Genomic DNA, 20,411 nt, shown 5'->3' with positions numbered 1-20,411 from the left:
AGCGTTCGTCCTGAGCCAGGATCAAACTCTCCAACAAAAACTTGTTGAAAAACTGTCCCGACAACAAAAAGTGTTGCCAAAGGAATCCAAGACCAGCCAAACCGAAGCCTGACCAGTCCGGGGTATAAATCATAATTGGCACTGGCTTATCAAGCACCCTGTTGAGTTCTCAAAGAACAACCACACACCGCCCAGAAACCCCACACCGTGGAGCGCCCGACCCGGGGCATTTCGTTCACCATGTCCGCCGCTCTCGCGCCGGGCACTTTTACTACGTTACCTCACCGTCTTCGCCGTGTCAAACCGTTTGTCCCGGTCTGTCGTGCTTCGTACGGGTTGGCTCCGACGAGCGCACGCAGCAGCGAACCGCCGCGTTGATCATCGGATTTGGCAGACCGGCCGCTCTGCGGTTTCCCGCGAGCTCGCCCGGTTCCCTGCCGGCCGTGAACCTTACCCGGTCGGCTCCGCTGCGCCAAATCCGCCTCGCGGCAGATCCGGTGAGCCCCGCCCGGGGCCGCGTCGTCCAGGATTCGATCCCGTCCGACCCGGGCCAGTTCGATTCGGCGCTCAGGACTTTCGCCCTGTTTGCCCCGTTCCGCGCTGGCAGAGAGAAAGTTACGCGTCTGCGGGTTTGAACGTCAAATCCGGGGGTGGCGTCCCCGGTCACATCATTTCCCGCTCGCTATATCGCCTGCTCAGCGCCGGTGCGGCGCTTGTCCCTCCGCGACCAGGGCACCTTGCCGCGCTTCGCCCTCCAGCCAAGGCACCACCGTCACGGGCAGCGCCGCCGCCTTCCGAAGCCCGTACCCGCCTCAGTCACGCTCATCTGCACGTACCTACCGCTTGGATGCCGGCGGAGGTGTCAGCGCGCCAGGAACCGCAGGCATCCCCCACGACCCTTGAGCGGCCTGGGGCAGTGAATGTGGCGCGGCGTGCCGCGGAACTCTGGTGTGCGGTGGAGCAGCCCGGTGGCAGTGGACCTCGGGGGCCCGGTGGAGCAGCAGCAGTAGTGGACCTCGGGTGCACTAGGGAGCAGCCCGGTGACGGTGGAGCGTCCGTCACGGTGCCTGACGGTCGGTGCGCCGGCCAGCCGCCCGCCAGGCTCGGACGCCAAGCACACCGACGGTGGTGCCGATGATCAGTGACGCCGCGATCAGCAGGGCGTGGATCCAGAGGAAGCCGGTGGCCGGGAACTCCCCGACCCTGCCGGTGGACCAGGCCCGCGGGTCCTTCCAGATGGCGACGGCGAACCTCGGCCAGATCACCCAGGTCCAGATTCCGACCCCGGTGAGGAAGAGCGCCCAGCCACGCGACAGCACCATGGCTGCCGAGTATGCCAGCGCGACCTGGCGGGCCAACGATCGAGACGCAGGTCAGGGGACCTGCCGCCGCTGAGGACCTGCCGCCGCCGGCGCCGGGTCGTGCGCTCAAGCCGGGAGCGCGGCGAGCGGGGTGCAGCGCTTCCGTACGCCGTGCGGCTTGACGGGCAGCGCCTCGGCGGCCCGGAGCTGGTGCGAGCCACAGCCGAACTGGCGAACCGTCCCTCGGCCGAATCCCCGTGCACGTGGCTCTCCCAGAAGTCGAAGAGAGGACGGTGAGCAGTAGGCGATTCCTTGTGCCATTCCGAAACTGCGGCGGGCGGTTCGGACGGGTCCCCGGAAATGGGAGGCCCGCATGACGCGGGCCTCCCGAAGATGCCGTCAGAAGCAGGTGCCGATGCCGCCGATCGCGGGGTTCGCCCGGTCGTGGTAATGGATCGTGCCGCTCGGGTCCGCCATGAAACCACCCCAGATGATGCAACCGCCCCTGACGTACGTCCGGACGGGCCCGGCCGCCCAGAGCTTGTCGCCGTCGTCGGTCTGGGTGGGCAGGTACTGGGCGGCGAGGTAGACCTGGGTGCGGCTCAGCGCCCCCACGTAGGCGGACTTGACGGTGACCGTGCAGCCGTAGCCGACCATCGGGTTGTGCAGCAGGTACACGGTGCCGAGCCGGACGCCCGTCTCCGCGTGGCGGATCGGATCCTGGTCCAGGACCGTGTATCCGAGCCCGCAGAGCGACTGCGGCGTGACCGGGTTGACGACCGCCGCCTGCGCGGCGGCGCCGGCCCCGGCGACGAGCCCGAGCGCGACAGCGAGCACGACCCCGAGCCGACGAATGGTGCGGTACATCCGCGTCCCCCTTTTTCCTCTGCGACAGATGCGTCACCAGAATGGGCGGCCGGGTTGACCGAACGAATGTGCCGACTGGACACTCCGCATCCCCGGCCAATGTGCGCGGCCCATTTCCCGTCGCCGCCACCTGCGGCACAGCCGTGTCATTCATCGATGGTCGGCGAATATGACGTACTTCGCACCGAGAAATTTCAGTGAACCGAAAATTGCCGTGTTGTTTCCCGGAGGCGCAGGCGGGGCACTGACTTCCGGGACCGGCGCAGACCGTCATCGGAGGTGACCCGTGCAGCCGTCGACGTTCAATCCCTGGACCTGGCGCGACCCGTCCGCCCTCGCCGGCGGGTACTCCGGAGCCAACCCCGACTCCGCCCCGCCGGACGGGCCGGAGCCCGGCGGCGACGGACCCGACGCCCCCGGCCCCGGCACCCCGCTCGACCTGGTCGGCTACCGGGTGGAGGCCACCGACGGGCGGATCGGCTCCGTCGACGAGGCCAGCGACGACACCGACGCCCGCTGGCTGGTGGTGGACACCGGACCGTGGATCTTCGGCCGCAAGGTCCTGCTGCCGGCCGGCACGGTGACGCGGGTGGACCACCTGGACCGCACGGTGCACGTGGACCGCACGCGCGAGCAGGTCAAGGAGTCACCGGCCTTCGACCCGGACGCCTACGGCGAGCCCGGCTACCGGGACCGGATCGGCGACTACTACCGGGACAGCTACCGGCAGGGCTGAGCGGGCAGGGCCGGACCCGCTACCGTGGGGGAATGGTCCGGCCGATCAGCTACGCGCCGGAGGCCGTCGACCTGGTCGACGGCCTCCCGCTCGGTGTCGTGACCACCTCTCCGACCCGCTCCGACGACGGCCGCGAGCGGATGATCGACGTACTTCGTGCCGGTGGACTGCGGTTCCGCGACGGCGCGCGATGGCGTTCGGCTCACTGAGCCGACCCTGACCGACCCGGGATGACATCCCCGGTCGACGCGCGCCCGCGCACACACTCGTCCACCAGGCACGAAAGGCGTACCACCATGTCCGTTGCACGGATGCTCACCGGGGACCGTCCCACCGGGCGGCTGCACCTCGGCCACTACGTCGGCAGCATCGCCAACCGGGTGCGGCTGCACCAGCGCTACGAGAGCTTCTTCATCATCGCCGACCTGCACATGCTGACCACGCGGAACACCCGCGAGGACATCGAGCGGGTCGCGGGCAACGCCCGGGAGATGGTCACCGACATCCTGGCCGCCGGCGTCGACCCGCGGCGTGCCACCTTCTACCTCCAGTCGGCCATCCCGGAGGTCGGCGACCTGAACACCCTCTTCCAGAACCTGGTCACGGTGCCCCGGCTGGAACGCGTGCCCTCGCTCAAGGACATGGCCCGCGACGCCGGCAAGGAGGAGATGCCCTACGGCCTGCTCGGATACCCGGTGCTCCAGGCCGCCGACATCCTCTGCGTGAAGGGGCAGGTCGTCCCGGTCGGCAAGGACAACGCGGCGCACGTGGAGGTGACGCGGGAGATCGCCCGGCGCTTCAACCACCTATACGGGGAGGTGTTCCCCGTGCCGGAGACGATCGCATCGGAGACGCCCACCCTGGTCGGCACGGACGGCCGGGCGAAGATGAGCAAGAGCCTGGGCAACGCGATCGCGCTCTCCGCCGATCCGGCGACGGTGCGCCGGGCGGTGATGGGCATGTACACCGACCCGAACCGGGTCCGCGCCGACGTGCCCGGCACCGTCGAGGGGAACCCGGTCTTCGCGTACCACGACGTCTTCAACCCCGATCGGGCGCAGGTCGACGACCTCAAGGAGCGCTACCGGGCCGGTCGGGTCGGCGACGTGGAGGTGAAGGAGAAGCTGGCCGTCGCGCTCGACCGGTTCCTGGACCCGATCCGGGAGCGCCGGGCCCGGATCGAGGCCGAGCCCGGGCTGGTCGATCAGTTGATCTTCGAGGGCACGGAACGGACCCGCCACGAGGTGCGGCAGACACTCGTCGAGGTCCGCCGGGCGATGGGGCTGACGAGCGCGTACACGCAGGTGCGCCGCCGGGCCGAGCGGCACCGCAAGGCCACGGCCACGCCGGCCTGAGCGGTCGTACGACCGGCGACCGGCCCGGGACGGGGAATGGGCTCCGGCACCGGGCCGGTTCGTGCGGAGCGGTCGCAGCGGGACGAATGAGTGGCTCCACGGGTCGGGGCAGTCCAGCAAGGACGCGCTGACCGGCATCGACCTGCCCGGCCTCTCCGCCGATGCGCTCGCCGTCGAGTCGTGGTGGGGCGACCGGCCGCTGCGGCTGTGGGTGGCCTGCCGGCTCTACGACTACTGCCACCTGCGTCCGCTACGCGGCCCGGGCGTACGCCCCTGGGTGCTGGCCGGCGAGCAGCGCGGCCGGGGCCCGGACAACGAACCGCTGGTGCGGTGCCGCCGGCCGGTCGCGTGGGTGTCGGAGCGGGCGCTGCGGGAGGCGGACCGGGTCGTCGAGGCGCAGGCGTCGACGGAGTGGGGACCGCTGCACCGGGCCGACTGATCCGCCCCGCGACCAGGTCGGCCTCCCCCACCGCCCCCGAGGGCCTGGCGGCCCGGGGGCGCGGGTCGCTAGGTTTCAGCTTCGGGTATCTCACTGTCGTCGATCGGGGGAAGTCGGCCGCGTGTCGCACATCGAGAAGATCACCGGGGAACTGCGCGCCTTGACCACCGGCGTCGACAGGGCGCAGGCGCTGGCGGCCGCCGCCGACAACCAGGCGCAGGAGGTTGCCCTGCGCGCCGCCGGCGCCGGCTTCGCCGCCGTGGCGGCGGGCGTGATCCGGGTACGCGACGGCATCTCGGCCGTCCGGGGCAGCCTGGGCAGCCTCGCGACCACCATCGGCGAGGCCACGAAGGCCACCGCGGCCGTCCCGCAGGAGGCCAGCCCGCACGAGACGATCACCGGCCTGACACCGGTGCACAACGCGTGCGACGGCATCCGCGACACCGCCGCCGCCACCATCGCGCAGGTCCGCGAGACACGACAACTCGTCACCACCGTCCTGCACGGCGGCCAACCCGGCCCTCTCGTGCAGTCCCTGGAGAGCATCACGCAGGTCCTGAGCCTGGTCGCCCAACGCACCGCCAGCGCCCGGCAGGCGGTCGAGACGGCGATCGCCGAGGCCCGACAGCTGGGGTCGGCGGGAAACTGACCGGGGCTGGCGGCAGCACACCGTCCAGCCCTACCTCGACCACCGACGCCGGCACCGCCGGCCGCCACCCTGGGCACGAGGATCCCATCCACGACCCGGCCCACGACTCCGCGCCGTGGACCAGACCCGCCACCGGCACTGCCGGCGGCACACCGACCGGACCACGCACCCGAATCCCGGCCAATGAGAGACCGGCCGAACGCCGCAGCCTGGAACTGGAGAACGACGCCGCCGACACGGTCGCCAGCAGTGGCTATCGGGTGCACCAGAACCCCACGAAACAGGAGATCGCGACGGCCAAGCTGAATGCCGGCGACGTCGTCGACGAAAAGAGGTCGCCGGATTACCTGATCGAAGGGCTCGTCTTCGATTGCTACGCTCCCACTTCCTCCGCGGCACCACGCTCCATCTCAAGTGCGGTGAGCAGGAAGGTCGGGCGGCGGCAGAGCCACGGGTAGTACTGAACCTCCAGGACTGGCGGGGAGATCCCGCCGCCCTGCAAAAGCAGTTCGACGACTGGCCGGTACCGGGGCTGAAGGAGTTGGTGGCCGTCACACGGAACGGCCAGATCGTCCAGATCGTCCGGCGGGACTGAGGAAGGTCGAACGCATGTCCATCACCTATCGACTGACGCTCGCGGGCGACGTCCCGCTGGACCGGATGGCGTCGCTGGTCGCCCCCGAGGCGGCCGAGACCACGACGCACTCCGGCACCCGGATGCTCAGCGCCGACCTGAACGAGGAGTGCGGCTACGCCGTCAGCATCGTCGCCGGCAGCCGGGGCTACTACGGGGCCGAGGACGACGGCGGCGTCCCGTGGGAGTGGGAACCGGCAACCTACGTCGACATCGACTTCCACATGCGGAAGGACACGCTGGGGGAGAAGGGCAGGCCGCACATGCTGCGGACCGTGGGCCGGGTGCTGGCCGACCGGCCCGAGGACGCGGCGCTGGTGCTCAACGACAACTGGTTGCTGCTGACCCGGTTCGACGGCGTGATCCGCCGGCACAACGAGGCCGACTGGTACGACGAGGCGTACGACAGCTTCCTGCCCCGCTGACCCGCGGATCGCGACGGCCGTTTCGGGTCCCCCTGGCGCCGGCGCGGCCGTCCTACCATCGGATCGTGGCGAACTTCGATGTCCCGGCAGCGGTCGCGACGATCTGGCAGCGGCAGGCTGCCTGGTCACGGGCGTCCGGCGAGGCCAAGCGTGCGATCACCCGTGCGCGATTGACCATCGCCGCGCTCACCGTGGGGGCCGCCGTGTGCGGCACCCTCGCCAACCAGCTCGGGCACGCCCACCCCGGTGTGGGGCGGGCGCTCGCGATCGTCGCGGCGGCGGCGCTGCTCGTGGTGCCGCTGGCGGCCCGGTGGTCCTCCCGGGAGGCGGTGCACGCGTGGACCCGGCTCCGTTCGGTCTCCGAGGCGCTGAAGGCGGACACCTACCGCTACCTCGCCGGGGTCGCCCCGTTCGGCGGCGCGGACCGGGACGCCGTCCTGCTCGGCCGCTTCGACGCGCTCATGGACGACGCCGGCGACCTGGTCGGCCGCACCCTGGACGCGCCGCCGGCCGACCGTCCGCTGCCAGCCGTCTCGGACGTGGCCACGTACGTGACGGAGCGGTTGCAGCGACAGGTCGACGGCTACTACCTGCCGGCGGCCCGCCGGATGGCCCGCGCCGCGCGGCGGGTCCGGTACGCGGCGACGGGGCTCACGATCGCCGCCGCCCTGGTCTCCGCGACGGTCGGGGTGCTCGGCGACAACCTCGGCCTCACCGCCTGGATCGGTGTCGCGGCGGCCGTGACCACGGCGCTGGTCGGCTACGGCTCAGCCCAGCAGTACGAGCACCACCAGATCGAGTACGCCCGCACCGCCGACCAGCTGACCCGGCTGCGCACGGCCCGCGAGGCCGGGCTGGGCTGGGCCGACGACGACGCGTTCGTCGCCGAGGCGGAGCGCATCGTGTCGCTGTCCAACGAGGGCTGGATGGCGAAGATGATCGAGCAGGATGGCGCTGCGCAGCCGTGACATCACAGGTTGTGCCATATAGCATCGTCGATAGTCGTCGTTGACCGTCGTCGTGGGCGGTCGTCCGTCCACTCCCGACTCCAAATGGGGGAACCGACGTGGATCGCACCGCACGCCAGCCCGATCCGACCGCGCCGCCACTGGACGACCTCCGGCGTACCCCGCTCGGCCGGATCTCCCTCGACCGGGCCCGGTCCGTCACGCGCGTGGCCGGCCGGAGGGAGGATCGCCCGGCGCGTGTCGACGTCGCAGCGTTCAGCTCTGCGATCTGAGCCGGACGGGCAGCCGACCGGGCACGTCGCCCCGCTGACGCAGTACGTGCTGAAGCTGGTCAGCCGCTGCGACCTCGCCTGCGACCACTGCTACGTCTACGAGCACCCCGACCAGTCCTGGCGGCGCCAGCCCCGGGTGATGGCTCCCGCCACGGTGACGGCCGTCGCGGAGCGGATCGCGGAGCACGCGGCGGCGCACCGGCTCGGCGTCGTACGGGTGGTCCTGCACGGCGGTGAGCCCCTGCTCGCCGGTGCCGCCCGGCTCGACTCCACCGCCGCCACCCTGCGGCGCGTCATCGGCCCGGTGGCCCGGCTCGACCTGCGGATGCAGACCAACGGGGTGCTGCTCACCCCGGCGACCTGCGACGTGCTGGTCGCCCACGACGTGAAGGTGGGGATCTCGCTCGACGGCGACCGGGCCGCCAACGACCGGCACCGCCGCCACGCCAACGGGTCGAGCAGCCACCGCCAGGTGCTGCGGGCGCTGTCGCTGCTGCGCAGCCCCGCGTACCGCAGCAGCTACGCGGGCATCCTCTGCACCGTCGACCTCGTCAACGACCCGATCCGGGTGTACGAGGCGCTGCTGGCCGAGGAGCCGCCGCACGTCGACTTCCTGCTGCCGCACGCCAACTGGGACAACCCGCCCGCCCGGCCCGGCGGCCTCGCCACCCCGTACGCCGACTGGCTGCTGGCCGTCCACCGGCGCTGGCTGGCCGACGGGCGTCCGGTGCCGATCCGCCTGCTGGAGTCCCTGCTCTCCACCGCGTCCGGGCACGGCAGCCGCAGCGAGGCGGTCGGGCTCGGCCCGGCCGACCTGGTCGTCGTCGAGACCGACGGCACCTTCGAGCAGGTCGACTCGCTCAAGTCCGCCTTCGACGGCGCCGCGGCCACCGGCCTGGACGTCTTCCGCCACCGGGTGGACGACGCCGCGGCCCACCCGGCGATCGCCGTACGGCAGACCGGTCTCGACGGTCTCTGCGCGACCTGCCGCGCGTGCCCGGTGGTCGGGCACTGCGGCGGCGGGCTCTACGCCCACCGGTACCGCGCCGGGAATGGCTTCGACAACCCGTCCGTCTACTGCCCCGACCTGCTGGAACTCGTCCGGGTGGTGACGGCGGCGCCGGTCGCCGACGAACCCGCCCGGCCCACCGACTCGCTCCACCCGCGCGTCCTTGACGACCTGGCGACCGGCGCGGGCACGGCGGGCTCGGCCGCGCAGCTCGCCGCCGTCCACCTGGCGCTGGTGCGCGCCCTGCTGGTCGCGCTCAGCGAGCGGGCCGCGGGCGACCCGGTGGCGGCCGACGGGTGGCGGCTGCTGGTCCACCTGGACGACGCGCACCCCGACGCCGTCCGCGCCGTGCTGGCCCACCCCTTCGTGCGCCGCTGGGCCCGGCGCTGCCGGGACGGGACGGCCGAGTTGTCCTACCTGGCCTGCGTGGCGGCGGCCGCCGCCGTCCGCGCCGGGGTCCGGGCCGACCTGCCCGTCCCGGTGCGCGACGGGGTGGTCAGCCTGCCGACGCTCGGCGCGCTCGCGGTCGGTGCCGAGCGGGGCGTCGTCAGGCTCGTCGTCGACGACGGCGACGTCCGGCTCGTCGGCCGGCGGATCGCCGTCCTCCCGGGCCACGACGGCGACCCGGCCCGGGAGGACGGACCGGACGGCTGGCTGCCGCTGCGTGCCGTCCGGCTGGGCGGGAACCGGCTGCTGTTGGAGGACACCGATCCGCACCGGGACGGCTACGACCTGCCGGTCGAGCCGCGGCTGTCCGGCGCCGCCGCGCTGGGGTGGACGCGGCGGCTGGAGGGGGCGGTGCGGCGGATCGACGCCGAGGCCACCAGCTACGCGGCAGGCGTACGCACCCTGCTGCGGGCCGTCGTGCCGCTGCGCGCGGAGCCGACCGGCCGGTTCCGCAGCGCCGCCGCCGGCGCCGCCTTCGGCGCGGTGGCCGTCACGGCCGTACCCGACGACGCCACCCTCGCCGTGCTGCTGGTGCACGAGGTGCAGCACCTCAAGCTCAGCGCGGTGCTGGACGTCTGCGACCTGTTCGACCGCGACGACACCCGGACGCTGCGCGTGCCGTGGCGGAACGACCCGCGCCCGGTGGAGGGCGTGCTGCACGGCGTCTACGCCCATCTGGCGGTCGCCGACGTGTGGCGCCACCGCCCCGGGCCAGCCGCCGGGGGCCACTTCCGCCGCTACCGGGACTGGACCGACGGGGCCGTCGACGCCCTGCTCGACCTCGGCGTCCTGACCGCCGCCGGCGAGCGGTTCGTCGGAGGGATGCGCGCCACGGTGGACACATGGCCGTGACCGCCGGCCCGCTCCGGCGGGCCACGCTGACGGCGGACCTGCGCGCGCTGGGACTGCGGCCGGGGTCCACCGTGCTGGTGCACTGCGCCCTGTCCCGCGTCGGCCGGGTGGCGGGCGGCCCCGCCACGCTGCTGGCCGCCCTGCGGGACGTGCTGGGCGGGTCGGGCACGGTGGTCGTACCGGCGCAGACAGCCGGCAACTCCACCACCTCGCGGGCGTTCCGGGCGGCGACCGCCGGCATGGGCGCCGCCGGGATCGCGGCGGCGGAGGCGGCCATCGTGCCGTTCGACCCGGAGCGCAGCCCCGCCGAGGGCATGGGGATCTTCGCCGAGCACGTACGCCGGCAGCCGGGGGCGTCCCGGAGCCGCCACCCGCAGACCTCCTTCGCCGCCCTCGGCCCCGACGCGGCCCGGCTGACCGCCGTCCACGACCTCGACTGCCACCTCGGCGAGCGCTCGCCCCTCGGCGCGCTCCACGCCGCCGACGCCGTGGTGCTGCTGCTCGGCGTCGACTGGTCGGTCTGCACGGCGTTCCACCTGGCCGAGTACCGGCTGCGCCGGCCGCCGGCCGACCGGGCGTACCGGTGCTACGTGCGCGACGCCGCCGGGCGGCGGGTCCGGCGCGACTTCCGGGCCCCGGACCTGCACGACTCCGACTTCCCGCTGATCGGCCGGGCCCTGACGGACGCCGAGCCGGTGCGTACCGGGCGGGTCGGCGGCGCCGACGCCCGGCTCGTGGGTCTCCGGGTGGCCGTCGACTTCGCCCGGGGGTGGATGGATGAGCACCGGCGGTGACGAGCGGGGCAGCGGAGCGTTGGCCACGGTCGATACTGTGGACGGTCGGGAGTCGCCGCACCGGTCGGGAGCCTCAGTTGACAGAGGGCACGTTCTGGGAGGACGAGAGCGCCCCCGTGTTCTTTCTCAGCTACGCCCACAAGAAGAACCAGGTCGCGGCGCCCCGGGACACCAACCAGAAGGTCTTCCAGCTCTTCGTCGACCTCTCCGACCATGTCGTCGAGCTGCTCGGCCTCGGCCCGGGGCGCACGGCCGGATTCATGGACCGGATGCTCGACGGCGGGCAGGTATGGACCGACGACCTGGCCTTCGCCGCGGGGCACTGCCAGGTCTTCATCCCGTTGATCTCCACTCACTACCTCAACAGCGACTGGTGTGCCCGCGAGTGGGACGCGTTCACCCGCCGGCCGATACTGACCCGGCCGGGTGCCGAGCCGTCGGCGGGGGAGACGCCGGTCATCCCGATCAACTGGTCCCTGGTGGAGCGTCGCCGGCTGCCGGCGGCCGTGTCGCGGAGGCAGATGTTCACCCCCACCCGGCTGCCCCCGGAGATCGCTCCGCAATACCACGAAGAGGGCATCTACGGTCTACTGAGCCTCGGCGACACCGGCAAGGCCGCCTACGACGCGGTGGTCTGGCGGCTGGCGCAGCGGGTCGCCCGGGCCTATCGGACGCACTGGGTGCAGGCACAGGTCCCGACCGACGTGCGGCAGTTGCGCACCACGTTCGAGGAGGGCGGACATGACGTGGTCTGACCCCGTTCCGCCCCGGGGCGCATCCCGCCGGGAGACCTACTTCTTCCTGAGCTACGCCCACTCGGTGCCGCTGTCGGCCGGTGTCCGGCCGGACACCGACTACTGGGTCAACCGGTTCTTCAACGACCTGGCCACCGCCGTCCGGCACGCTGCCACGAGGAGCGGCGACCTCGACGCCGGCTTCTTCGACGGCCAGGTCAACCCGGGAGCCGACCTCAGGCAGACGCTCACCGACGCGCTCAGCCTCGCGCACGTCTTCGTGCCGCTGCACTCACCGAACTACTTCCGCAACGCGTGGGCGCTGGGCGAACGCGAGTCGTTTCGCAGCCGACTCACCCGGCTCACCCCGGCGCAGGCCGAACGGCACCTGGTGCCGGTGCTGTGGCTGCCGCTGCCGTCCTGGGGCGAGCGGCCGGAGACGACCCGGGCCCTCGACCTGGTTCCGGACGCCGGCGACCGGGCCGACTACGCCGAGAACGGCCTGCGCGCCCTCTGCAAGCTCAGCGCCTACCACGACCTCTACCGGAGGGTCCTCGAGGCGCTGGCGAAGCAGATCGTCACGGTGACCGAGACGCAGCCGCTGGCCCGGTCCCGGGCGACGGCGCTGTCCAGCCACCCGGTGCCTGACAGCGTCGGCCCGGCGCTGGTGGTCACCACCCTCACCGACCACGCACGGTGGCGGCCCTACGCGGGGCAGCACGAGCTGGCCGTGGCCGACCACGTCGCCGCGACCGCCGAGCGGCTCGGCCTGCCCACCCGGGTCGTCGACCTGGCGGCGGCCCGGGCCCTGGCGCCGCGGAGCCCCACCGTCGTGCTGGTGGACGCCGCGACCGGTGCCGCCGCCATCAGTTCGGCGCTGGACGACCTGCCCCGCTGGGTCGTCCCGCTGGTCATCGCCGCCGGTCACGAGCGTGGCGCGACGGCACCCGAGTCGGTTTCCGAAGCGTTGCAGGCCGCCGGGTTCCCCCGGGTCATGCCGGTACGCGCGATCGACGAGTTCGAGCGCTGCACCCCGCTGCTGGTGACCGAGGCCCGCAAGCAGTTCCTCCGGTACGGTCCGGTCGACCCGCCGGACGGCCCGGTCACCCCGAGACCGAGCCTGCGCCCGGCGCGGCCCTTCGACGGGCCGCCCGGGTCCGGCGCGAGCCTGCCGCCGGTGCGGCCGTTCGACACGACGCGAGGGAAGGACGAGCGATGACGCCATCGCGCGAAGGGCAGGTCATCACCTTCTACTCCTACAAGGGCGGTACGGGCCGCACGATGGCGCTGGCCAACACCGCCTGGATCCTCGCCGCGAACGGTCAGCGGGTGCTCGTCGCCGACTGGGACCTGGAGTCTCCCGGCCTGCACCGGTTCTACGCCCCGTTCCTCGACCCGGAGCAGGTCGCCACCACCGGCGGCGTCATGGACCTGATCCTGGACTACGAGTGGGAGAACGCCCGCCGGCGCGAGGAGACCGGCGCCGACCCCCGGCCCGGCGACTGGCACCGGGAGTACGCGCGCGTCCACCGGTACGCGTTCTCGGTGAGCTGGGAGTTCCCCGGCGGCGGCAGCCTCGACCTGCTCCTGGCCGGCCGACACAATCCCGACTACGCGACCAGCGTGACCGGCCTGAACTGGGACAACTTCTACAACCGGCTCGGCGGCGCGCAGTTCTTCGACGCGCTGCGCGAGGACATGAAGCGGCACTACGACTACGCCCTGATCGACAGCCGCACCGGGATCAGCGACGTCGCCGAGATCTGCACCATCCACCTGCCCGACGTGCTGGTCGACTGCTTCACCCTCAGCGACCAGGGCATCGACGGCGCCGCGGCGGTGGCCGCCCGCGTCCGCGACTACGAGGGGCGTCGGGCGCGGCGGGTGCTGCCCGTGCCGATGCGTGTCGACGACGGGGAGAAGGGCAAGCGGGACGCCGGGCGGTCGCTGGCCATGCAGAAGTTCGCCGGCCTGCCGGGCGGCATGACCGACAGCGAGCGGCAGGCCTACTGGCTCACCGTCGAGGTGCCCTACCGCGCGTACTACGCCTACGAGGAGACGCTGGCGACCTTCGGCGACGAGCCGGGCGGGCGCACCACCCTGCTGTCCGCGTACGAGACGTTGACCAGCCACATCACCAACGGCAGGATCACCGGCCTGCCCCGGATGGACGACCAGCTGCGCCGCCGGACGGTGCAGCGCTTCGAACGCAAGCCGACGGTCGTGGACGAGCTGATCCTGCTGCGGCACGTGCCCGAGGACCAGGTGTGGGCGGAGTGGGCGCAGGCCGTGCTGAATTCCGCGGACCTACGGGTGGTCACCGCTGCCCTGGACGGGCCGGCACCCGAGCAGACGGGCTCGGCCTTCCGCGAGGTCCGGCTGCTCTCCCGCGCCTACCTGGCGGCCTGGCGTGCCCGCTCCGGCACCGCTGGCGACCGGGCCGCGCCGAGCTGGCTGACCGTGCACGTCGACGACACCCCGCCCGTGCCGGACGTCCCGGTTGGCAGTTGGACGGCCGTGCACGACCTCACCGCCGAGGACGCGGCGACCCACCTGCTGAAGCTGGTGGGACGCACGGTGGGCGCGGCCGGCCTGCGCCCAGCCCGCTTCCCCGGGGTGCGCGCGACGGTCTTCAACGCGCCGGCCCGCAACGCCCGCTTCACCGGGCGCGAGGACCTGCTGCGCCGGCTCCGTGAGGAGCTGAGGGCGTCGGGCGGCAGCGGCACCCCGGTCGCCCTGCGGGGCGGTCCCGGTCTCGGCAAGACGCAGCTCGCCATCGAGTACGCCCACCGGTTCCGGGGCGCGTACGACATCATCTGGTGGGTCGCCGCCGACCCGCCGCAGTTCGTCGACGTGCTCATGACGGAGCTCAGCGACGAGCTGGGCCTGCCGAGCCAGGCGACGATCCCGGAGACCAACCGCGCCCTGCGGCAACGGCTGGGTCAGACCGAGCGCCGCCCCGACGGCAGCCCGCCGCCGCACTGGCTGCTGATCTTCGACAACGCCGACCAGTACGAGGACGTCCGGCCCTACCTGCCGCAGGGCAACGGACACGTGCTGGTCACCACCCGCAACCCGGACTGGGGTGACCTGGCGCGGGCGGTGGACGTCGACGAGTTCGCGCGGGCGGAGAGCGTGGCGCACCTGCGCGCCCGCCTCGGCGAGCACCTGATGAGCGTCGCCGAGGCCGAGCGGGTCGCTGACGCCGTGGAGAACGTGCCGATCTTCGTCGCGACGGTCGGGGCGTGGTTGGCCGACACCCGCACACCGGTCGAGGACTACCTGGCCGGGCTGCGCCGCACCGGCCTGGAGACGGAGGTCTGGGACCTCCCGCTCCAGCGGCTGAGGGAGGGTTCCCCGGGGGCGTACCGGCTCCTCCAACTCGCGTCGGTGCTCGCCCCGGAGATCTCCCTCGACCTGCTCTACAGCGACCGGGTGGCGCGGGTCATCGCCCCGCACGACCCGGTCGTCGCCGCGCGGGTCGCCGACCGGGTCTCCGAGCGTGACATCGCGGCGACGCTGGTGCAGCGGATGAACAAGCTCGCGCTCATCAAGCTGGACCCGCACGCCCACCGCGTGCAGGTGCACCGGCTGTTGCAGACCGCGCTGCGCGCCCGGATGACCGACGACGAGTTGGTCACGGCCAAGCACGAGGTGCACCAGATCCTCGCCGGGTCGCGACCGCCGGGTGAGGTGGAGGACCCGGCGAACCGGCAACGGTTCCGGATGCTCTGGCCGCACCTCGACGGCTCCGACGCGATCTCCTGCCGGGACGACGACGTCCGGCAACTGGTCATCGACCGGGTCCGCTACATCTACGTCAGCGGCGGGTACGAGCAGGGCGAGCGGTACGCGCGGGAGACCGAGGCCGTGTGGTCGGCGCTGCTGGCGGAGTTGCCGCCGGACGGGACGGAGCACCGCAAGCTGCGCGTCCAACTGCTGCACCTCCGGTTCAACTGGGCGAACGTGCTGCGCAGCCTCGGGCGGTTCGACGAGGCCCTCCGGCTGGACGAGGACACCCTGCACCAGCAGGAGGAGCTGATCGGCGACAGCCACCCGCACACGCTGATGACCGCCGGTGGTTACGGGGCGGACCTGCGCACCCTGGGCCGCTACCGGGAGGCCCTGGAGCGCAGCTCGCGGACGTACGCCGCTTCGGTCGAGGTCTTCGGCGAGGATCACCGGCGGACCCTGACCGCGGCGAACAACCTGGCCGTGTCGTACCGGCTGATGGGCATGTTCGACCGGGCGCTCGAGGGTGACCAGGCGACCAACCGGCGACAGCGGGTCGTTCTCGGGCCGGAGCACCCGAACACCCTGGTGTCGGCCAACAACCTCGCCCGCGACCTGCGGGAGACCGGCGACTACGAGGGTTCCGTGGCGCTGCTACGGGAGGTGGTGACCGGCTACCGGAACCTCTTCGGCGAGCAGTCCCGTGACCTGCTCACCGCGCAGGCCAACCTCGCCGTGTCGTTGCGCAGCACCGGGGAGATCGCCGAGGCGGCCCAGTTGCTCGACGAGACCTACCAGCGGCTGCTGGCCACCCTCGGGCCGACCAGCCCGGACACCCTGTTCAGCCGGCTCAGCCGCACGGCCAACCTGATGTTGCAGGGGCAGAACGCGCAGGCCCTGGCGGAGCTGGTCGAGGTGGAGCAGCAGTTCGTCCAGGCGTTCGGCGCCGACCACCCGTACTCGCTGGTCTGCCGGGTCAACCTGGGCGTGGCCCAGTGGGACGCCGGCGACACGGGCACCAGCCTGTCGATCACCGAGGCGGCCGCGGCGGCGATGCTCGCCGCACTCGGCGACCGGCACCCGTTCACCATGGCGGCGGCCAACAACCTCGCGGTCTTCACCATCCTCACCGGGGAGCCGGAGCGGGGACGCGACCGGCTGCTGGCCGTGGTGGAGCAGCTCGCGGAGGTGCTCGGGCCCGAGCACCCCGACACGTTGCGGGCCCGGGGCAACCTGGAGACCGTCAACCAGGCGTTGTCCGGCGGCCGGGTGAGCATCGGGCGGATGCGGATCGCCGACCGGCTCGCCAACCGGGTCGGGCAGCACCACCCCAGTGTCGTGGTGCTCCGCGACGGGCGGTACGTGCGGCGGGTGCTCGACCCGCACCCCTACTGACCGGGCCGCGCGCCGATCAGCAGGTCGGCGCTCAGCGCGGGGTCGGGGTCGACGAGCCAGCGCAGGATGCGCGGCAGCTCCTCGACCGCGTCGAAGTGCGCCGCCCCGGGCCGGACCTCCATCTCGGCGCCGGGTATCTGCGCGGCCAGCCAGCGGCCGTGGCTGACCGGGGCGAAGTTGTCGTCGGCGCCGTGCCACAGCCGGACCGGCGTCGCCGCGGTGTCGATCGCCCGCAGGTCGAAGGCCCAGGGGCGGCGGAACGCCAGCACGTCGTCGATCCACCCGTACGGCCCGGAGCGGAGCGCCTCCGCGTAGGTGTCGGTGATGAGCCGGCGCAGCGCCGGATCGTTGACCGCCCGCCGGTCCGCCGCGCTCATCTCCGTCCTCAGGTCCGCGAGGAGCAGCCGTGGGTCCGCGGCGGCCCGCTCGGCACGCTGGCGGATCTCCTCCACCACGGCGGCGGTGTCGGGGCTGCCGGCGCCGAACCCGCGCACGTTGCCGGTGTTCATGCCGCCGACCCAGTCCAACTCGATGGCGTTCCACGGGGCGAGACTTACCAGCACCGCCACCCGGGTCACCCTGCCGCGCAGGCGGGCATCGGCCGCGCAGGCGAGGGCGTGCGGGCCGCCGCCGGAGCGTCCGACGACCGCGAACTCCCGCACGCCCAGGTGGTCGGCGATCGCCTCGACGTCGCGGGCGGCGTCGGCGACGTCGCGGTTCTCCCGTCGGTCGGAGTCGCCGTAGCCGGGCCGGTCGTAGGCGATCAGCCGGACACCCATGCGGTAGAGGACGATGCCGCGAGGCTTCGGGCCACGGCGGCTGCCGGGCGTGCCGTGGAGCAGGAAGACGGGGAAGCCGTCGGGCGCGCCGGTCACCTCGTACGCCACGCGTCTGCTGTCCTCGCGTTCGGCGAAGTCGGCCCCTGGCTCGCCGTCTCGGGTCACTCCGTCCTGCCCTTCGGTGCCGCAACCAGCCAATACTCGCAACCCGGCATCGAGTAGAGACGATGTCGGACGGCTCCACTCAACAATCGAGCCTAATGGTCGGGCCCGCTGCGCCGCTATGCCGAGCGGGAACAAGGGGCCGGATCTGTCGGAAACGACACCTACGGTCTGCCGCCGCTGGAACTTCCGGCGGCCGCTTCCACCGGGCACGCGGTGGCGGGGGTCGGACGGTCAGGCGGTCAGCGCGTCGAGGGCGTCGTCGAGCCGGGGCTTCCGGCCGTCGGCGAAAACGTCGAGGAACTCCTCGCCGGGCGCGGCCCAGAACCGGGTGCGCGGCTCGTCGCGCCAGTCGCAGGTGATCTCGCAGCCCCACGAGTGCAGGTACGTCCGTTGGTCCGCCAGCCCGCGGTGGAACAGCGGGTCGCCGACGATCGGGAAGCCGAGCCACGCCAGGTGGACGCGGATCTGGTGACGCCGGCCGGTGACCGGCTTGAGCACCAGCAGCGTACGGTCGCCGCTGACCAACGCGGTGGCGAAGTCGGTACGGGACTCGTAGGAGGGCTTGGACCGGTCGACGGCCGACTCCGGCAGCGCGAAGCGGCGGCGGTCGGCGTCGTAGCGGATGGCGTCGCGCTCGCCCGCGATCCGGATGGTGCCCTTGCGGCCCGGCCGCAGCGGCAGGTCGATGGTGCCGGTCTCGGGCAGCCGCGCCCCCTCGACCCAGGCCAGATAGCGCTTGTCGGCGCCCCGGTTGGCGAACTGCCGGGTCAGCGAGGCGTGCGCCGACGGCGTCCTGGCGAGCAGCAGCAGCCCCGAGGTGACCTTGTCGATGCGGTGCACCCAGTGCACCGGCTCCCCGGCGGCGGCGGCCAGGTCGGTCAGGGACTCGGCGTGCCGCTCGCCCATCACGGAGATGCCCGGCGGCTTGTCGAGCACGAGCAGGTGGTCGTCCTCGTGGATGGGATCGCGCCGAAGTTCCGACCAACTGAAGGTGGTCATCATCGCCTCGGCTCTCGACTGTGCTGAGCTGCTCGGTGTCGCCGACGGCCGGCCCCGGGACATCGGTGACGCGCGGAGCGGGGTCGAGCCGGGCCAGGTGGGCCGGCACGGCGAAGGATACCAACCCGGCGACCGCCCGCCCCGACGTCGAGCGACGTCGCGCCCCGGGGGCGTCGCGCCCGCGCCCCGGGGGCGTCGCGCCGGCACCTCGGCCCGTGCGGACGACCGACCACGAGCCGCGTGCCGGCGCACCGTGGGATCACCACATCCGGGTCGACCACACCATCTCCGTACGTCGCCGCACGGAGCGGGCCAATGGCGAGGCCAGCATTCTGAAAGAAATATGACGGGTTGTCGGACTCTACCGTGAAAACGGCACATGGGGGGTCGAGGCAGACCCGCGCGGAGAGCGCGGTCCGGACCTGGGAGGAATCCAACCGTGACCCAGTACGTGGAGGAGGCCGGCAGCCCGACGCAGCAGGCCGAACAGTCCCGACCGCCGGCGCGCAGGGCAGGTGCCCGGCGATCGTCCGTGTCATGGTGGAGACGACCGTGGATCGTGCCACTGGTCGCGCTGAACGGGGCCTTCCTGCTGTTCGTCCTGCCGCCGTACCTCGGTCTCGACCCGAGCCAGTCACGGGTGGTGCTGAACGACGGCTTCGCGTCGCACTACGCCGTCCTGGTGGTGCACATCCTCTTCGGCACCATCGCGCTTGTGACGTTGTCCCTCCAGGCCTGGCCGTGGCTGCGCCTGCGGTACCCGAGGGTGCACCGGCTCAGCGGGCGGCTGTACGTCTTCGCCGGCGCCATCCCGTCCGCGCTGCTCGCGCTCGTCCTCATGCCGTTCGCCGCGGCGCCGAACGGGCTGCTCGGCAGCGCGCTGGCCTCCGTGGGATGGATCGTCACGACCGTGCTCGGGTTCCGCGCGGCCCGTCAGCGCCGCTACGCCGAGCACCGGAAGTGGATGGTCTACAGCTTCGCCTTCGCCCTGCAGACCATGTGGGGACGGGTGATCTTCCTGTTCAGCGCGCTGACCGGGCTGTCCATGAACCCGATCGTCGCCGCCGAGGCGGGCGGGTGGCTCAGCGTGCTGGTGAACCTCGCCATCGCCTACTGGTGGCTGCACCGCACCCCCCGCCCGGCCCGCCTCGGCGCTCAGCTGACACCCCCGGCCGGCGCGCTCAGTCGAACCGCCACCGGGTCGCGCTGAAGCCGGAACCCTTGTCCATGCCGATGACCTTGGCCGGGGTCACCTCGTAGACGAGGTACGGCGACGGACCGATCCCGTCGCCGTCGATCCCACCGTCGACCGGGGTCACCTCCCAGCCGTACTTCTCCCCGTACGCCTCGGCGACGCGCTTGAGTGTCGCCGAGTCGCTGACCCGGGATGCCGTGCCCTCGATCGAGAGGTCCAGCTCCGAACCGGCGACGGTGAGGACGCAGTGCGGGTTGGTGGCCAGGTTGTCGACCTTGTGGGCGGCCTCGCTGGAGCAGAAGTACATGTTCTGGTCGAGCCACATGGCCAGCAGCGGCACGGCGTGCGGCCGGCCGTCCGGCCGGACCGTGCACAGGAAGAACTCTCCCGCCTCCGTCAGCCGCTCACGCGCCTGCGACCAGGGCATCGGCTTGGAGTCTTCGCTGGCAAAGGACGGTTCCGCGACCGGCTCACGGTTCACCATGGTTCCCCTTCGAACGACGACATCGTGACTGAAGCAGCACGGAGAGTATCTCAGTGTGGCGGCGTCCGCGAGCGGACGGATACCGCCGCCACGGAGTGTCGGAGGGACGCGCCCCTCCGACCGCCCCCGCGCTCCCGCATTCCACAGGGGACGAATTCGCTTGACCTCAACCGCGCTGCA

General features: G+C 72.5%; 18 protein-coding genes and 1 pseudogene. 14 read left to right on the top strand and 5 right to left on the bottom strand.

Going from position 1 to position 20,411, the window contains the following annotated elements:
- Positions 1-1,058: 1,058 nt before the first annotated feature.
- Entirely contained in the window at positions 1,059-1,322 is a 264-nt protein-coding gene (locus AB0B83_RS13820) for a hypothetical protein (protein WP_357578465.1), read from the bottom strand.
- A gap of 378 nt (positions 1,323-1,700) precedes the next feature.
- Complete coding sequence (locus AB0B83_RS13815; RefSeq protein WP_357578464.1) at positions 1,701-2,168, bottom strand: hypothetical protein; 468 nt, start codon at positions 2,166-2,168, stop codon at positions 1,701-1,703.
- Between the two features lie 286 nt (positions 2,169-2,454).
- Between AB0B83_RS13815 and AB0B83_RS13810 the strand changes: the two genes are divergently transcribed.
- The 13 genes and pseudogenes from AB0B83_RS13810 to fxsT all read left to right on the top strand — a co-directional run bounded on the left by AB0B83_RS13810 (position 2,455) and on the right by fxsT (position 16,609).
- On the top strand, positions 2,455-2,904 hold the full coding sequence (locus tag AB0B83_RS13810) for a PRC-barrel domain-containing protein (RefSeq protein WP_357578463.1): 450 nt from the start codon (positions 2,455-2,457) through the stop codon (positions 2,902-2,904).
- A gap of 32 nt (positions 2,905-2,936) precedes the next feature.
- Positions 2,937-3,113 carry a hypothetical protein gene (locus AB0B83_RS13805; RefSeq protein ID WP_357578462.1) on the top strand — a complete coding sequence of 59 codons (177 nt, stop codon included), beginning with the start codon at positions 2,937-2,939 and terminating at the stop codon, positions 3,111-3,113.
- Positions 3,114-3,200: 87 nt separating this feature from the next.
- Complete coding sequence (gene trpS, locus AB0B83_RS13800) at positions 3,201-4,259, top strand: tryptophan--tRNA ligase (RefSeq protein WP_357578461.1); 1,059 nt, start codon at positions 3,201-3,203, stop codon at positions 4,257-4,259.
- 61 nt (positions 4,260-4,320) lie between these two features.
- Entirely contained in the window at positions 4,321-4,698 is a 378-nt protein-coding gene (locus tag AB0B83_RS13795; RefSeq protein ID WP_357578460.1) for a DUF6098 family protein, read from the top strand.
- A gap of 121 nt (positions 4,699-4,819) precedes the next feature.
- The gene (locus tag AB0B83_RS13790; protein ID WP_357578459.1) at positions 4,820-5,347 is read left to right on the top strand and encodes a DUF6244 family protein; all 528 of its coding nucleotides are present in this window, start codon (positions 4,820-4,822) and stop codon (positions 5,345-5,347) included.
- A 173-nt stretch (positions 5,348-5,520) separates the two neighbouring features.
- A pseudogene (locus AB0B83_RS13785) lies at positions 5,521-5,942 on the top strand (hypothetical protein).
- Positions 5,943-5,956: 14 nt separating this feature from the next.
- Positions 5,957-6,406 carry a SitI3 family protein gene (locus AB0B83_RS13780; RefSeq protein WP_357578458.1) on the top strand — a complete coding sequence of 150 codons (450 nt, stop codon included), beginning with the start codon at positions 5,957-5,959 and terminating at the stop codon, positions 6,404-6,406.
- A 65-nt stretch (positions 6,407-6,471) separates the two neighbouring features.
- Positions 6,472-7,374 (top strand): DUF4231 domain-containing protein, encoded by a 903-nt coding sequence (locus AB0B83_RS13775; protein ID WP_357578457.1) that lies wholly within the window; start codon positions 6,472-6,474, stop codon positions 7,372-7,374.
- Between the two features lie 306 nt (positions 7,375-7,680).
- Complete coding sequence (locus AB0B83_RS13770; RefSeq protein ID WP_357578469.1) at positions 7,681-9,954, top strand: FxsB family cyclophane-forming radical SAM/SPASM peptide maturase; 2,274 nt, start codon at positions 7,681-7,683, stop codon at positions 9,952-9,954.
- Entirely contained in the window at positions 9,945-10,748 is an 804-nt protein-coding gene (locus AB0B83_RS13765) for an AAC(3) family N-acetyltransferase (protein WP_357578456.1), read from the top strand. Before AB0B83_RS13770 ends, AB0B83_RS13765 begins: the two co-directional genes overlap by 10 nt.
- A 77-nt stretch (positions 10,749-10,825) precedes the next feature.
- A complete protein-coding gene (locus tag AB0B83_RS13760) occupies positions 10,826-11,503 on the top strand; it encodes a TIR-like protein FxsC (protein ID WP_357578455.1) in 678 nt (225 codons plus the stop codon).
- Positions 11,490-12,701 (top strand): TIR-like protein FxsC, encoded by a 1,212-nt coding sequence (locus tag AB0B83_RS13755; RefSeq protein WP_357578454.1) that lies wholly within the window; start codon positions 11,490-11,492, stop codon positions 12,699-12,701. The genes AB0B83_RS13760 and AB0B83_RS13755 overlap by 14 nt, the downstream gene beginning before the upstream one ends.
- Positions 12,698-16,609, top strand: a complete 3,912-nt coding sequence (gene fxsT / locus AB0B83_RS13750) for an FxSxx-COOH system tetratricopeptide repeat protein (protein ID WP_357578453.1) — start codon at positions 12,698-12,700, stop codon at positions 16,607-16,609. The genes AB0B83_RS13755 and fxsT overlap by 4 nt, the downstream gene beginning before the upstream one ends.
- Here fxsT and AB0B83_RS13745 read toward each other — a convergent pair.
- Both AB0B83_RS13745 and AB0B83_RS13740 read right to left on the bottom strand, forming a co-directional pair.
- Positions 16,603-17,553 carry an alpha/beta fold hydrolase gene (locus AB0B83_RS13745; RefSeq protein WP_357578452.1) on the bottom strand — a complete coding sequence of 317 codons (951 nt, stop codon included), beginning with the start codon at positions 17,551-17,553 and terminating at the stop codon, positions 16,603-16,605. The two genes, fxsT and AB0B83_RS13745, sit on opposite strands and share 7 nt — an antisense overlap.
- A gap of 231 nt (positions 17,554-17,784) precedes the next feature.
- Positions 17,785-18,552 carry an RNA pseudouridine synthase gene (locus tag AB0B83_RS13740; RefSeq protein WP_357578451.1) on the bottom strand — a complete coding sequence of 256 codons (768 nt, stop codon included), beginning with the start codon at positions 18,550-18,552 and terminating at the stop codon, positions 17,785-17,787.
- Positions 18,553-19,111: 559 nt separating this feature from the next.
- Here AB0B83_RS13740 and AB0B83_RS13735 point away from each other — a divergent pair.
- On the top strand, positions 19,112-19,762 hold the full coding sequence (locus AB0B83_RS13735; RefSeq protein WP_357578450.1) for a DUF2306 domain-containing protein: 651 nt from the start codon (positions 19,112-19,114) through the stop codon (positions 19,760-19,762).
- Here AB0B83_RS13735 and AB0B83_RS13730 read toward each other — a convergent pair.
- A complete protein-coding gene (locus AB0B83_RS13730; protein WP_357578449.1) occupies positions 19,734-20,174 on the bottom strand; it encodes a pyridoxamine 5'-phosphate oxidase family protein in 441 nt (146 codons plus the stop codon). The genes AB0B83_RS13735 and AB0B83_RS13730 overlap by 29 nt on opposite strands.
- Positions 20,175-20,411: the final 237 nt, after the last annotated feature.

The sequence above is a fragment of the Micromonospora sp. NPDC049060 genome, from assembly GCF_040649055.1.
In the GTDB taxonomy this organism is placed as follows: Bacteria; Actinomycetota; Actinomycetes; order Mycobacteriales; family Micromonosporaceae; genus Micromonospora; species Micromonospora reichwaldensis.
Note: the sequence above shows the minus strand (reverse complement) of the source record. Positions and strands in the feature narration are given on the sequence as shown.

Bases quoted from the DNA above. Each gene is read 5' to 3' on its own strand.
- AB0B83_RS13820 (WP_357578465.1), bottom strand. From the start codon at position 1,322: ATGGTGCTGTCGCGTGGCTGGGCGCTCTTCCTCACCGGGGTCGGAATC.
- AB0B83_RS13815 (WP_357578464.1), bottom strand. From the start codon at position 2,168: ATGTACCGCACCATTCGTCGGCTCGGGGTCGTGCTCGCTGTCGCGCTC.
- AB0B83_RS13805 (WP_357578462.1), top strand. From the start codon at position 2,937: ATGGTCCGGCCGATCAGCTACGCGCCGGAGGCCGTCGACCTGGTCGAC.
- trpS (WP_357578461.1), top strand. From the start codon at position 3,201: ATGTCCGTTGCACGGATGCTCACCGGGGACCGTCCCACCGGGCGGCTG.
- AB0B83_RS13780 (WP_357578458.1), top strand. From the start codon at position 5,957: ATGTCCATCACCTATCGACTGACGCTCGCGGGCGACGTCCCGCTGGAC.
- AB0B83_RS13765 (WP_357578456.1), top strand. From the start codon at position 9,945: ATGGCCGTGACCGCCGGCCCGCTCCGGCGGGCCACGCTGACGGCGGAC.
- AB0B83_RS13755 (WP_357578454.1), top strand. From the start codon at position 11,490: ATGACGTGGTCTGACCCCGTTCCGCCCCGGGGCGCATCCCGCCGGGAG.
- fxsT (WP_357578453.1), top strand. From the start codon at position 12,698: ATGACGCCATCGCGCGAAGGGCAGGTCATCACCTTCTACTCCTACAAG.
- AB0B83_RS13740 (WP_357578451.1), bottom strand. From the start codon at position 18,552: ATGACCACCTTCAGTTGGTCGGAACTTCGGCGCGATCCCATCCACGAG.
- AB0B83_RS13730 (WP_357578449.1), bottom strand. From the start codon at position 20,174: ATGCCCTGGTCGCAGGCGCGTGAGCGGCTGACGGAGGCGGGAGAGTTC.